A 14,409-nucleotide genomic window follows, 5' to 3' on the forward strand; every position below is an offset into this window, starting at 1 on the left:
CCGGACGAGACAAGGCGGCGGGCCAAGGAGGGCTGGCTCACTCTTTCCTGCAAAACGGGGCCGATCGTCACACCTGCCAGAAAGAATTTTCTGAAACGCTGAGCCAGGCGACGCGATGTCTTCGATAAACCCCGAGACCGAGGAATTACTGCGCGAGGCCATCCAAGGCAATGGCGATGCCGTGGAGGCTCTGCTCGCCCGACACCGCGAACGGTTGCGGCGGATGGTCGCGGTCCGGATGGACCGGCGGCTGAGCCGGCGCGTCGATCCCTCGGACATCGTTCAAGAAGCCCTGACGACCGCCGGGGCGAGGCTTCCCGAGTTCGTCCGCGATCGCCCCCTCCCGTTCGTAGCTTGGCTCCGTCGCCTCGCCCTGGAACGGCTTGCTCAAATCCACCGTTATCACATCCGAACATCAAAGCGAGCCGTCGGCCGCGAGGCGGTGAGCGACCTGGGCCTCCCCGATGATTCGGCCGCTCAACTGGTCGACCTCCTGGCCGACCCGGGTTCCAGCCCGAGCTGCGCCGTCCTCCGCGAGGAGCAACGCCAGCGGGTGCGTTTGATGCTCCAGCAACTCCCCACCACCGACCTCGACGTGCTGGTGATGCGCCACCAGGAACAACTTCCGTTCGCCGAGATCGCCGAAACCCTCGGCATGGGCCTGAGCGCAGTGAAGATGCGTCACCTCCGAGCCGTTCAACGGCTCCGCGCCCTCATCGACCAAGAACGCGCGGAGCCGGGACAATGACCGGCCCCGAGAATCTGCAAGCCAAGGGAACCAGCCAGGGGGAGGAGGCCAGCCAGGTCCTCGCCGAAGAACTCGCCGACCTGGTCGACCGGATCGAAGCGGGTGAGCCGGTCGACCTTGAAGGATTCGCACTCCGCTACCCTGAGAAGACCGAGGAAGTGCGCCGGCTCCTTGACACCATCGCCGCCCTCGCCAATCTCGGCGGCTCGCGATCCGACCCCTCCTCGGTCGCGGCGAAATCAGGGGAGATCTCCCTCGATGGATTTCGGATCGTTCGCGAGATCGGCCGAGGGGGAATGGGACTTGTCTACGAAGCCATTCAAGTCCCCCTCGGACGCTCCGTGGCGCTCAAGGTCCTGACCGCCGCCGCCGCGCTCGACCCTCGCCTGATTCAGCGGTTCCAGCTCGAAGCCCTGGCCGTGGCGAGCCTCAATCACCGGAACATCGTCCCGATCTATTCGGTCGGAGAAAACCGAGGGCTCCACTATCTCGTAATGCCGTTCATCAAAGGCGCGAACCTGGCTCAATGGATCCGAAGCTTGAGACCAGGGGGCGAAGCCGAATCCGCATCAGGGCAGGACGACGACAACTCGTCTCCCCCTGGAGTCTCCAGCGCCTCTTCGGACAGTTCGGGGAACCGCCCGGCTCCCCGCTCGCAATCCATGGTGAATGCGTCGGACTCCGCGGTCCGATCCCACGTCTTCTACCGTTTCGCCGCCTCGATTGGCCTCCAGGCCGCCGAGGCGCTGCAACACGCGCACGACGTCGGAATCGTCCACCGCGATATCAAGCCTGCGAACCTCCTCGTTGATGCCAACGGCCATCTCTGGCTGACCGACTTCGGCCTGGCCCTCTTCGGAGGCGCCGGCGAGTTGACCCGGACCGGGGACCTCGTCGGAACGATGCGCTACATGAGTCCCGAACAGGCCCTCGGCAAGCGTTCCCTCATCGACCACCGCACCGACGTCTATTCGCTCGGCGTCACCCTCTACGAACTGTTGACGCTCCGACCCGCGTTTCCGGGCGACGACCGCCACGATCTGCTGCTCCGGATCGGCCGACAAGCCCCCCCGGCGCCCCGGTGGGAGAACCCGGCCCTTCCCGCCGACCTCGAGACGATCGTCCTCAAGGCGATGGCGAAGTCCCCCGCCGATCGCTATCCGACCGCCCAGGCACTCGCCGAGGATTTGAAAAACTTCCTGGCAGGAAAACCGATCTCAGCCAGCCCGGTTCGCCGTCTCAGCCATTTTCGTCGCTGGCACCAAGATCCCCGACGAATCCGCGACGCGGGGATCGCCCTGATCTCACTCGGGGCGCTCACGATCTCAATCGCCGCGCTCTGCTTCCTCGGCTACCAGTTCGGAACGCTCCACGTGGCAAGGCCTCGCGATTTCTTTAAGGACTTACTCCTGGGCTTCGCCGTCTTCGACGCCCCCCCCTTGATCCTCGGCCTGAAAACCCTCAGAGGCTCTCGCTTCGCCCTCTGGGCAGGCTTCCTCAGCTCGCTCAGCTTCACAGTCTGCCTGATGATTTCTCTGACGGGACGGACCGTTCTCAATTACGGAGGGATCTTCGACAAACTATCGGACCGTTGGCCGTTCGAGATCGTGCTCCTGCTGGTCGTTTTGAACACCCTCGCTCGATCGGCGATCGCTCTCACCGCCAAACCTGAGAATTCCAACGATCACTCCCAATTCGACTGGGAACCGAGACTCGTCGAGTTCTCCTCCCCAGATCCCCGACGAATCGCCTAGCGCCGTTGACCGGCGAATTGCTCAAACCTGGGTCGCCTGGAATTCCCGATCGCGAAGTAGATCATTTTTCAAAATCATCAACATAACAATAATACACAAACACGATCAACCCACACAATTTTTGGAAGGTCATTTTACGTGTCACAAGCACGGGACAGACGAGTTCCCGATCGATGCAAAGGGATGAGGTAACGGCCAAGCGGACGTCATCCAGGTCGGAGCGTGCTTTTCCTCAAATGCGTGGGTCTCACCTCAATTGTCGGCCTCTCCCCTTGTGGCATCAGGCGCAATTCTTCTAAGATTCTTGACAAGCGAATCGTCCTCATCGTGCTTTCTTCCTTTCTGATGCCCACATCGCGCGGTTCGGAGACCTCGTCATGAGATCGATGGCGAAGCAGGCGCTCGTCGTCTGGACCTTTTCGGCTCTTTTTCTGGGTTCTGTGCCATTCGCCGAGGCGGCCGATCCGCTCCGGGTTCTTTTCCTGGGCGATCAGGGGCATCATCGCCCGGCAGACCGGTTTCGCCAGATCGATCCCGTCTTGCGATCGCGCGGCATCGAGCTGACCTACAGCGAGGACGTCAACGACCTCAATCCGAAGACGCTGGCCGGATACAAGGCCGTTCTTCTCTACGCCAATATCGACAAGATCGGGGACGACCAGGAGCAGGCCCTTCTCGACTACGTCAACGGCGGAGGCGGGTTCGTTCCGGTGCACTGCGCCTCGTACTGCTTCCGGAACTCCGCCAAGGTCGTTGCCTTGATGGGTGCCCAATTCCTGCGCCACGGGACGGGGGTCATGCGCGACACGATCGCCGAGCCCGACCACCCGCTCATGAAGGGGTATCGTGGCTTCGAGAGCTGGGACGAGACCTACGTCCACCACCAGCACAACACCGAAGGTCGGACCGTTCTCGCCTACCGAGTGGACAACCAAGGGCGTGAGCCCTGGACCTGGGTCAGAACCCAAGGCAAAGGCCGAGTTTTTTATACCGCCTGGGGCCACGACGAACGCACCTGGGGCCACCCTGGCTTTGAAAATCTCCTCGAACGCGGGATCCGTTGGGCCTCGGCAACCGACCCGGCTGTCGCCGGGGCATTCGCCGATCGATCCGCCCCGCCGCTGCCGACGATGACTCCCAAGAACCCGAATGTGAAGCCATTCGAGTACGATGAAGCCAAGATCGCGTTCTATCCACCGGACGGTAACCCCAAAGGGGACGGGCAATGGAACAAGATGCAGCGCCCGGTCGACCCCGCCGAGTCACAAAAGCACATCATCGTTCCCGAAGGATTCACCGCCGAACTCTTCGCCTCGGAACCGCAAATTGACAAGCCGCTCTGCATGAACTGGGACGAGCGGGGCCGACTCTGGATCGCCGAGAGCGTCGACTATCCGAACGAACTGAAGTCCGAAGGACTCGGCCGCGATCGGATCAAAATCTGCGAAGACACCGACGGCGACGGCCGGGCGGACAAGTTCACCATCTTCGCCGACAAGCTGAGCATTCCCACCAGCCTGACCTTCTCTCAAGGCGGCCTGATCGTGCATCAGGCGCCCCAGACCCTCTTCCTCAAGGACAACGACGGCGACGACAAGGCGGACGAGCGGCGGGTCCTCTTCGGTGGCTGGAGAACCCACGACACCCATGCCGGACCGAGCAACCTGCGCTACGGACTCGACAACTGGATTTGGGGAATGGTCGGCTACTCGGGTTTCTCGGGGCAGGTGGGCGGCGAGGCGCTCAAGTTCTCGCAAGGGTTCTACCGCTTCAAGTCGGACGGTTCCGCGCTCGAGTTCCTCCGGAGCACGAGCAACAACTCCTGGGGAGTCGGGATCAGCGAAGAAGGGCTCGTCTTCGGGTCGACCGCCAACCGCAACCCGAGCATGTACCTGGCAATCCCGAACCGCTATTACGAAGCGGTGCGCGGCTGGTCGTCCAGCGTCTTGGGAATGATCGCCGACACTCACATGTTCAAAGCCGTGACCGACCGGGTCCGCCAGGTCGACCATCACGGCGGGTACACTGCGGGAGCAGGGCATGCGCTCTACACTGCCCGAGCCTACCCCGAGTTCTACTGGAACCGCACCGCGTTCGTCGCCGAGCCGACCGGCCATCTCGTCGGCACCTTCGTCCTGACCCGAGAAGGGAGCGACTTCCATTCAACCAACCCGGTGAACCTGTTCGCCAGCGACGATGAATGGACCGCCCCGACCATGGCCGAGGTAGGCCCCGACGGCCAGGTCTGGGTCATCGACTGGTACAACTACATCGTGCAGCACAACCCGACCCCGGCCGGCTTCGCGACGGGGCGGGGAGGGGCCTATGAGACCGACCTTCGCGACAAGACGCACGGCCGGATCTACCGCATTGTGAATCGAGCCTCCAAGCTCGCACCTCCGCTTTCGCTGGCGAAGGCCACGCCTGGGCAACTTGTCGATACGCTCAAGAACAGCAACATGTTTTGGAGAATCCACGCTCAACGACTCCTCGTCGAGCGCGGCGATCGTGACGTCCTGCCCGCCTTGTTCGCGCTCACACGCGACCCAGGAGTGGACGCGATCGGCTTGAATCCGGCGGCCATCCACGCCCTCTGGACAATCCACGGTCTCGGAGCGCTGGACGGCACCCACCCCGAGGCGGCCGGTGTCGCCATCGAGGCGCTCGGGCACAAGTCGGCCGGCGTGCGGATGAACGCTCTGAAAGTCCTCCCCCGGAACCCGCAATCCCTCGAGGCGATCCTGACGAAGGGGCTCATCGACGATCCCGACGCCCTGGTCCGGCTCAATGCACTCTTGGCGCTCTCGGAGATGCCCGAATCAACGGGTGTCGGCAAGGCGGTCGCGGCCTTGCTGATGAAGCCGGAGAATGCCGGCGACCGCTGGATCCCCGACGCGGCCACGGCCGTCGCCGCGCGGAATGCGCTCGGGTTCCTTCAGGCTGTCGCCACGACGAAACCCGTCTCTCCCCGTCTGCTCGCCGTCACGAACATCGTCGCCGAGCATTATGCCCGAGGAGGCCCGATCGCGTCAGTCAACACCTTGATCGCCTCATTGGGCGACGCGGACCCCAGCGTCGTCGAGGCGGTCGTTGCCGGCCTGGTCAAAGGCTGGCCCAAGGATCGGCCGGCAACGCTTGACGAGAAGGCGGAGAAGACCCTGGCCGGCGTCTTGACCCGGATCTCGCCAGGGGCGAAGGGGCAACTCCTTCGCCTGGCGACTGCCTGGGGCAGTCGGCACTTCGAGACCTATGCCGTCGAAGTTGGCAAGTCGCTCCTGGCGGATGTTCAAGACGAGAAGCAGACTGAGAACCAGCGGATCGCCACCGCGAAGCAGTTGATTGGCTTCCGGCCGGACGACTCCGGCGTGGTCGATTCACTGCTCGAAATCATCACGCCCCGAACCTCGCCCACGCTCGCCAAGGGGATCATCGAAGCGCTGAGCGAGAGTAGGGCGGAGTCGGTCGGACCGGCCCTGGTCAAGCTCATCGGCCGGCTCACGCCCACAGCGAAATCGACCGCCATTGGAGTCCTGCTTCGCCGGCCGGTAGCGACCACCGCACTCTTGAATGCGATCGAGAACCAGGAGGTCTCGCTGGGCGACCTGACCCTCGATCAGACCCAGTCGCTGGCCGCCCATCCCGAAGCCAAGATCCGCCAGCGGGCCCGGGCCTTGCTCGCTCGAGGCGGGAGCCTGCCGAATGCCGACCGCCAGAAAGTGATCGAAGAGCTTTCTCCGCTCGTCCTTCGCAAAGGGGACGCGGCCCTCGGCAAGGTCGTCTTCCAGCAGCAGTGCCTCAAGTGCCACACCCATGGCGCCGAGGGGGGCAAAGTCGGCCCTGACCTCACCGGGATGGCCGTCCATCCCAAGGAGGAACTGCTCGTCCACATCCTCGACCCAAGTCGGAGCGTTGAGGGGAACTACCGCCAGTACAACGTGGCGACCACCGATGGCCAGGTCTTCGTCGGCGTTCTGACGTCAGAGACGAAGACCGCGATTGAGTTGGGTGACGCCGAAGGGAAGCCCCACGTCATCCTCCGCGCGGATGTCGAGGAGTTGCAAGCGTCGCCCAAGTCAATCATGCCCGAGGGCTTCGAGAAACAGGTGAATCCCGAGGGGATCGCCAACCTGCTCGAGTTCCTCACCCAGCGAGGCAAATTTCTGCCGCTCGACCTGGCCAAGTCGGCCACCATCGTCAGTACGACCGGGATGTTCTACAGCAAGGACGCCGGAGCAGAACGTCTGATCTTCGGCGACTGGTCGCCCAAGACTTTCGAAGGCGTGCCGTTCCGCCTCGTCGACCCGCGTGGGGAACGGGTCCCCAACGTCATCATGCTCTTCGGCCCGGCGGGCACCTTCCCGCCGACGATGCCAAAGTCGGTCAGCCTCGCGTGCAACGTCCCGGCCAAGACCATTCACCTCCTCAGCGGCGTGAGCGGTTGGGGCTATCCGGGAGGCGCAGAGGGGTCGGTCTCGATGATCGTCCGCCTGCACTATGCCGGCGGCGCAACCGAGGACCATCCGCTCAAGAACGGGATTCACTTCGCCGACTACATCCGCCGCGTCGACGTCCCCGAGTCGAAATACGCGTTCCCGCTCCGTGGTCAGCAGATCCGCTACCTGGCGATCACTCCCAAGCGGAACGACGTTATTACTCAGATCGAATTCGTCAAAGGCCCCGACGGCACTGCGCCCGTTGTGATGGCGGTGACCGTCGAGGACGCGGAATAAAGCTCGGGACGCTCGTCTCTGGGGGCGAGCGTCCCTCTCCAGGCATCACGCCATGACATGGAAGACAGGGGAGTTGACGCTCCCCCTCGCCTTCAAAGAAAAATTACTTCGCCGACGGATCGAGGAGGCTCCGGCGGAGAACTTCGGCGGCCCGCTCGAACTGGGGCTGCCAGAGGATCTCAGGGGTGCCGTGAGCCAGGCAATCGCGGAGCTTTTCCAGGGTGTTCCGGGCCATGTGCGGGCACTTGTTGCAGGCGCAGGTCACGCCCGGCACCGGGTGGTAACGATGGCGGGGGACCTTGGCCTCCAACTGCCAGAGCATGTTGGCCTCGGTGGCGACCAAGAAATCGGTCGGTGCCTCATACCGGGCGACGTACTTGATCATCGCCTCGGTCCCCCCCACAAACTCGCTCTGCTCGCGAATGTTCGTCGGGCATTCCGGATGTGCGATCGTCAACGACTCCGGCATCCGCCGCTTCAAGCGGAGCAAGTCCCCCACGCTGAAGACTTCGTGCACCATGCATGATCCATCCCAAAGGATCATCGGCCGGCCGGTCACCTCAATCAGGTACTGGCCCAAGTGACGGTCGGGCACGAAGAGGATCTCAACGTCGTCGGGAACCCTCCTGATGATCTCTTCTGCATTCCCCGAGGTAACGACCCAGTCGGAAAGCGCCTTCACCGCAGCCGTGCTGTTGATGTACGTGACCGTCTGAAACCGACGGCCCTCGGCACGGAGTTGATTCTGCCGCCGCTCGAGAGCCGGCGCAGGGCAACTATCGGACAGGCTACAACCCGCGCCCATGTCGGGGAGAAGCACCCGTTTCTCGGGGTTGAGCATCTTGGCCGTCTCGGCCATGAAATGGACCCCGCAGAACACGATCGTCCGATTGGTGATCTTGGTCGCCTCGCGGGCCAGCTTGAGGCTATCCCCCGTGATGTCGGCCAACTCCTGGATTTCGCCGTCCTGGTAGTAGTGCGCGAGGATCGCGGCGTCCTCGCGCACCTTGAGAGCCTCAATCTCGTCGTAAATATCGACGGCAGTGGTGGTTGGCATTGTGCGGATTCCTTGTTTTTTATGTGGCGCAGGAGTAACCCACTCGGGCGTCAGACCGACGCCCCTCTGTTGTCCTTCGTCGCCCAGGATTCCATTGTTCAAGAAATCTCCCGCCAGACAAGGGGAACTCCAGACTGAGCAAGGAGATGCGAGGGACCAACTCGGCCATGGAACCCTCCCCGACAGGCTGGGAAGTCGGACGGACTGAACCTTGGGGGCCCCTCCGGCGTACTGGAGATAAGTCCGGCGGGTCAGCCCCGAATTGGGGTAACGAGATGGTATCGACCCGAGGACAACACATAGGGATGCTTTAGCAAAGCACGCGTTAGAATCGAGAACGAGCCATGCTCTTTCTCAGCATAAGGACGGTCGCCGAGCGAATATCCCTGCGAAGCGAACGGAATGGCTTCACTGGCCACCGATTCGAGGAAAGGAGGACGTGATGCGGACCGAACGATTGATCCCGAAAACCGCCTGGTTCTTCTCCCTCTTGCTGGGACAGGCGTCCGTTCTGTTGGGCTTGATGGTGGCGCTGGGATGGGCGTTTGCCTTCGCCTTACTCGTCCCGCAGCATGGAGCCGGATGGGTGATCGGGTCTCATGCCTCGCTGCCGTTCGGGCCGCCGCTGATCGGACTGGCTCTTGGTGGACTGGGCCTGTTGCTCGCGCAGTGTGGTCATCAGTCGGTCGCCCGATATTCCGTGGCCGGCCTGATTCTCAACACCGTGCCGCTCCTGCTGGCCTTGATCCTCCTTCTCCTTCGATAGACGCACGGACCGTCTTCTCCCACCAGAACCAATTGTTCCGGCCGGCCCCTCAAAAGGACCGGCCGGCTTCATTTCGAATCGACGATCCGCCCCAAACCACACCATGCCCTGCGATCGTGGACGCAAAACCTTCCCCGATCGCGATTCTCAGGCCTGCCCCCCTGGATCGTGGTGATCCGGATCGGCTTTCCGATCCCGGAGTTCAAGGTATCGCCGGCCCGCTTCGAGGCCGTCGATCAAGTGCGGGAGGGCACCGAGAATGCTGAAAATCCCGATGACGATCAGGCCATGACCGACACGGAGTTGCTGGTGCGCAAGGTCATTGGCGAAGGTTCTCGAGGCATCGGACAGACCGATCAGGAGAAGAACGATCCCCTTCACCAGATTGGTGATGGGATTCTCGACGAAACGAGTAATCGCGCGCGACAGCTTACTATGTTGCTTGCTCATTTCAATTCACGTCAAATAAATTCACTTGCCTCCAGAACCGTCCGATCCTCAAAAGTAGTATGGCGGTTTCCCCTCAAGTTGCCCACACCTGGGTGGCTGGTGGCCATTCGGCCCCCAGTGCGAGGGCAAAAAAAACTGGGGGCCATACGCGGCCCCCAGTCACCCAGCCTGTGATCCACCCAAATGAAAATCGCTCTAGACTTACCGGGCGAAGCTCAACCCCGGGTCTGTCGGCGGTGCGCCAGCGAGTCGGAAGGTGAAATGATCGGCGTTCTGCCAGATCACCTTGCCGGCCAGACTGCCGCTCTGGCCCCCTTGATCGACGAGGGTCAGAACGCCGTCCGCGAAGGTCGACGCCCCCGCGATTGTCGTCGGCGGCTTTCCCTGACCCGTCGCGGCCCAGGTGAAGCGACCGTCGTCCTGAATCGACAGGGCGATGTTTGCGTCTTTGGCCGGAGTGGCCACCCACTTCCCGGGCAACTTCCCATCGACGGCCGGTGAATCGGCTGGGGCCACCCCGGCGGGGGCGGACGGGGTGTCTCCGGAAGGCTGGTATCGGGCGACGAGTTGCGCCGAGAGCGTGTCTTCCGGCTGGAGCTTCACGACCTGCTTGAGTTGGGTGACCGCGTTTTCGTCGTGCCCCTCGGAAAGGTACTGGTAGGCCAGCACGAAACGGCCCTGGGCCGAGTTGGGGTTTGCGGCGACGTACGCTTCCAGGTTACGGAGCTGCCCGGTGTAGGTCGCAACGTCGGGATACATCCCGCTCAAGGTGGTCCAGTCCCAACCGGGTCCGACTGAGAGCACCGCATAGAGGGGTGCCGCGGCCTGCTCGTACTTGCCTTGCGCGAAGAGCACCAGCGCGAGGAACTCGTGCAGCGTCGTGTCGTTGGGCATCTGCGTCAGCGCCTGCTGGTCAAGTTGCAAAGCGTTGGCATAGTCACCCGCCTTGAACGCCTCACGGGCCTGGTTGAACGCCGCGGTCGCCTGATCGGCGACGGCCGGCTCGGGGTGAGTGGCGGTCGTGCTGATCGGCTGGGAGTAATCAGAGGCGGGCGCCGCGGTCTGCTGGGGCGCGTCGCCAGGTTGCTGCGAAACACCGGCCTGCTGCACCGCACCGCCCGATCCGGAGTAGGGGTTGCTGTAGCTCGAATAACCGTAGGAATACATCGGCGAGCCGGTGCCCCAGGCCCCGACCCCGGTCATGGCACCCAGACCGTAGCCCGCCGCCCCCCAGGCTGCGGAATTATTGCCATTCCAGTAACCGTTGACCACGCCGGGATGATACCCGTCGTACTGGTTGCGGTTCGCATAACCCGCGCCAGCGGCGGCGGCTCCCGCATTGGAGACGGTCGGGCTCTGATTTCGATTCGCAACATCCGCTCCGGCAGCAGCGGCTCCCGCGTTGGAGAAGGTCGGGCTCTGATTCCGATTCGCAATACCCGCACCAGCGGCAGCGGCGCCTGCGGTCGAAGGGGACTGGTTGCGATTGGCAACGCCTGCGCCTACGGCAGCGGCGGAAGCGGATTGGTTCTGGTTGCGGTTGGCGTAGCCTGCGCCCGCAGCGGCAGCCGAAGCGGACTGGTTCTGGTTGCGGTTGGCGTAGCCTGCGCCCGCAGCGGCAGCCGAAGCGGACTGGTTCTGGTTGCGGTTGGCGTAGCCTGCGCCCGCAGCAGCAGCGGAAGGGGATTGACTCTGGTTGCGATTGGCAACGCCCGCAGCAGCGGCTGAAGGAGATTGGCTCTGGTTGCGGTTGGAATAACCCGCCCCCACGGCGGCGGCGGAAGGAGACTGGCTCTGGTTGCGGTTGGCGTAGCCCGAGGGATTGCCGGACTGAGAGCGTCTGCCGGATTCGGGCTGGTTACCGGAAGCCCGATCCCCATACCCCGTGTTACCCGACGGACGAGTCCCATTCGACTGGCGAGGTTGGCTAAATGACGGGGTTCCCCCCATGCCACCGCCCCGGCTTCCACCACCGCGATCGTCCCTGCCTCCGCCCCCACCTCCACGGCCTCCGCCTCGGCCGGCAAAGACGTCGGAGGGGCTGGCGAGCGTCGCCAGAGAAATGCCAAGGGCCAGTTTCCAAAGTATGCGCGTCATGGGTCGAATCCTGATATGAAAAAAGGCGGGACCGAACGGGTTACAAAGGACGTTACTTACCGGCCTCGGGTGGCTTACGCACCAGGGTGAACTCGTCAATCCCGGGCACTGCGATACCGCCAAGGGTCCGGTCGACCGACTGCCAGCTCGCCCGGTCCTTACCAAGCCGCTTCAGAATGTTCGTGACCGAGGCATGCCGACCGTCCTGCTGAACGCCCTCGGCCTTGATCACCCACTCGTCACCGTTGCGGGTCCAGTAACCTTCACCAAAGCCCCCCTCAGTGTCGAAGATCCAGGTTTTGAACTGGCCCCGCACCGGGTCCCAGCCAATCCGCTGCGTGCCGCTCAGGATCGGCTGACCGTGAGTTTTCATGGTGAATTCGCGAATCAGGAAGTTGCCGTTGTCGGCCCACTTGCAGGCGGTATGCACGACCGCATCCTGGCTCTCGTTGATCCAGTCCCCGACGAGCCATTCCAGTTCCTTCAGGCGGTCGTGGGGAGTCAGGTCGTGCCTGATCTCGTCGCGGACGGCCGACTGGAGCCAGTGGCCGTCGCGTTTGACGTAGACGACGGTGAAGTGGGTCACCTCGGGCACACCGCGGGCACCATCCGGCGTGATCGTCGTTTGGCCCTCCTCGAGCGCCGTATCGGGACCAAGGAAGCGCAGGGCATCCACCTTGATGGCAATGGTGCTGCCGGGGTTGTCCGCAAACGAGGCGGCGAGCTGGTCACGCACGGCAGCGCGGCCCTCGGTCCGCTTACCCTGCTCGTCGACGACGAGGGCCTCCTCCGAGTAAGTCGCAGCGGCAGCGACAGCGTCGCCCGCGTTGAACGCTTTCGTGAACGACGCGATCAGCGTAGCGATCGCCTTGGCATCGTCGGCCTGACTTGCCGCCGGGGCGGCCACCCTGGCAGTGGCCGGAGCATCCTTGCCTGACTTTACGGTTTCCTGGGCTCCGGAGCCCTGGCAAACCCCAAGTACCAACACGCCGAACCATCGGGAGACCGGTCTCATTCCTGTCACTCCTCAAGCATATTGCGAGGCATAGGCTTCGCAACTTTCATCAAATGAACACGAGTTTTTTGCAGGAAATCGGGGCAGCGAATCATAGCCGCCCCGACTGTGATCATGCGATCACCTGGGACTCTGAAACGGACAGGAAGCGACCGCGGTTCTGGCTTATCGGGGCTGTCCCGGCGCGGGGGGCGCGGGCACGGCACCGGTGTGCGGATCCGGCTGAGGCTGGAAGTGGCTGTAATCCATCCTGGAAAAGAACGACGTCGCATGCTTCGGGTCCGGCAACGGAGCCTGGGCCGTCACCGGGTTCGAGCCCTGTCCCTGAGACTGGTCGCGGAGTTGCACAAGCATCGGGTAGATCTGGTCGTAGGCCGCCTCTTGTTCCGGATTCTTCGCCACGCCGAAATGCAGGTTAAAGCTCTGCATGAACGTGATCAGGTGCCCCATGGTCGTCGTCGGGTACTGGTTGAGCCCCTTGAGGAATTGCTCCACCTTGGGCTGTTCGAGCATCTTGGACATGCCGTAGAGAGCCTTCAGGTAGTTATCGACCTCGTCCCGCTGGCGCGTCCCCTGCGCGAACGTGCTGTCGGCCTTGCCCTGCAAGACTTTGACCGCCTCCCGGAAGCTTCGGAGGGTTTCGGTCGAGACCTGGTTCGAGCTCTCGGCCTCCTTCTTTCCCTTCGCGACGAGGGCCCGGATCGCCTGACGATCCGCTTCGAAGGCCGGGTTCGTGGCGAGAACGTCGGGGACGCCCCGAGTGCTGATGTCGTCCAGGCTGATCAGAATCATCTGGGCAGCGAACTGGAAGTTGATGCTCTTGACCAGCCGGCTGTCGATCGGTTGCGTCGACTTTTGGACGAACTGGGTATACACCTTGGGGTTGGCCAGTTCGGTGAGAACGATGTTCAGGGCGTCTCCAGTGTGGATGTCGTGGGGCTCAGGGTTGTCATGGAGCCGCTTGTACGTCGCGTCAGCCGTTTCGTTGACATTCTTCTGCTGCTTGTTGAGGCGGGCCATCACAGTCGCGCTGTTCTGCTTGTTGACCGCGTACATGTAGTCATTCCATTGCATTGCTGTGTTCGCGTTGATGGAACGGGCCTGCGCAGTCTGTACGTTGTACGCCCCGGCCCCGGCGGCGTAGTTCCCCATGCCGCTGGCGATGTTTCCCTGAACGGTCGATCCACCCCCTCCCCAGCCCCCCCACCCACCATACCCCGCGGGGTAACGATATTGCGCGTGGGCCGAAGTGCCGGGGGCGGAAAGCACAACAACAAGAACCGACGCAAAACCGAAGGAACGAAGCATCAAAAAAACTCCTCAAACATAAAAAGAGGATAAGCGGCCGCCCAACGGGGGAGGAGACCGATGAAACAGCCACCGCGTGGGATAGGTTGGAGCGTCTTGATCGGGGGCCTCGTGGGCCAGCTTCGGAACGACAAGGCGATGGAGTTCATCACCGTGCGCCACCAAAAGTGGTTTCCGGAACAAATCGCGATCAATCGCGATCGCCTCATCAGCATAGCCCACACAATTCAACCATGCTCAAAAGCGAGATTTTTGTTCAAGTGAATCAGAGACCGAACGATTTAGGCGACTGGAGCTCGTACTCGGCGACCGTCTGCCGGCTCTCGCACGGGGGCCGAGTACGGACCCCAGCCACCCAGATGTAGGCAGCCCAAGGGTAAACCACCCCAGATCGCAAGCCAATCAATTGAATTCAAAGCCCTAAATCCCCAAATAACATATGCGTCATATCCATCAAATACAACCAGACAAAAAAACAACCTGC

9 protein-coding genes are annotated in these 14,409 nt (G+C 62.6%); 4 read left to right on the forward strand and 5 right to left on the reverse strand.

Going from position 1 to position 14,409, the window contains the following annotated elements; translation table 11 throughout:
* Nucleotides 1-115: 115 nt before the first annotated feature.
* The 3 genes from SINAC_RS13780 to SINAC_RS13790 all read left to right on the forward strand — a co-directional run bounded on the left by SINAC_RS13780 (nucleotide 116) and on the right by SINAC_RS13790 (nucleotide 7,232).
* Nucleotides 116-748, forward strand: coding sequence for a sigma-70 family RNA polymerase sigma factor (locus tag SINAC_RS13780; protein WP_015246252.1), 633 nt, complete (start codon nucleotides 116-118; stop codon nucleotides 746-748).
* Complete coding sequence (locus SINAC_RS13785) at nucleotides 745-2,502, forward strand: serine/threonine protein kinase (protein WP_015246253.1); 1,758 nt, start codon at nucleotides 745-747, stop codon at nucleotides 2,500-2,502. The genes SINAC_RS13780 and SINAC_RS13785 overlap by 4 nt, the downstream gene beginning before the upstream one ends.
* A 377-nt stretch (nucleotides 2,503-2,879) precedes the next feature.
* Nucleotides 2,880-7,232 carry a PVC-type heme-binding CxxCH protein gene (locus SINAC_RS13790; protein WP_015246254.1) on the forward strand — a complete coding sequence of 1,451 codons (4,353 nt, stop codon included), beginning with the start codon at nucleotides 2,880-2,882 and terminating at the stop codon, nucleotides 7,230-7,232.
* 103 nt (nucleotides 7,233-7,335) lie between these two features.
* Here the strand turns inward: SINAC_RS13790 and nadA are convergent, their stop codons facing one another.
* Nucleotides 7,336-8,289, reverse strand: coding sequence for a quinolinate synthase NadA (gene nadA, locus SINAC_RS13795; RefSeq protein ID WP_015246255.1), 954 nt, complete (start codon nucleotides 8,287-8,289; stop codon nucleotides 7,336-7,338).
* 442 nt (nucleotides 8,290-8,731) lie between these two features.
* Here nadA and SINAC_RS13800 point away from each other — a divergent pair, with 442 nt between their 5' ends.
* Nucleotides 8,732-9,055, forward strand: a complete 324-nt coding sequence (locus SINAC_RS13800) for a hypothetical protein (protein WP_015246256.1) — start codon at nucleotides 8,732-8,734, stop codon at nucleotides 9,053-9,055.
* Nucleotides 9,056-9,202: 147 nt separating this feature from the next.
* Here SINAC_RS13800 and SINAC_RS13805 read toward each other — a convergent pair whose 3' ends face one another.
* The 4 genes from SINAC_RS13805 to SINAC_RS13820 all read right to left on the reverse strand — a co-directional run bounded on the left by SINAC_RS13805 (nucleotide 9,203) and on the right by SINAC_RS13820 (nucleotide 13,925).
* Nucleotides 9,203-9,505 carry a hypothetical protein gene (locus SINAC_RS13805; protein ID WP_015246257.1) on the reverse strand — a complete coding sequence of 101 codons (303 nt, stop codon included), beginning with the start codon at nucleotides 9,503-9,505 and terminating at the stop codon, nucleotides 9,203-9,205.
* Nucleotides 9,506-9,706: 201 nt separating this feature from the next.
* Entirely contained in the window at nucleotides 9,707-11,602 is a 1,896-nt protein-coding gene (locus tag SINAC_RS13810) for a tetratricopeptide repeat protein (RefSeq protein WP_015246258.1), read from the reverse strand.
* A 52-nt stretch (nucleotides 11,603-11,654) separates the two neighbouring features.
* Nucleotides 11,655-12,617, reverse strand: coding sequence for a YybH family protein (locus SINAC_RS13815; RefSeq protein WP_015246259.1), 963 nt, complete (start codon nucleotides 12,615-12,617; stop codon nucleotides 11,655-11,657).
* A gap of 165 nt (nucleotides 12,618-12,782) precedes the next feature.
* Nucleotides 12,783-13,925, reverse strand: a complete 1,143-nt coding sequence (locus SINAC_RS13820; RefSeq protein WP_015246260.1) for a hypothetical protein — start codon at nucleotides 13,923-13,925, stop codon at nucleotides 12,783-12,785.
* Between the last annotated feature and the right edge of the window lie 484 nt (nucleotides 13,926-14,409).

Origin of the sequence: Singulisphaera acidiphila DSM 18658, from assembly GCF_000242455.2 — a bacterium.
Classification (GTDB): Bacteria; Planctomycetota; Planctomycetia; order Isosphaerales; family Isosphaeraceae; genus Singulisphaera; species Singulisphaera acidiphila.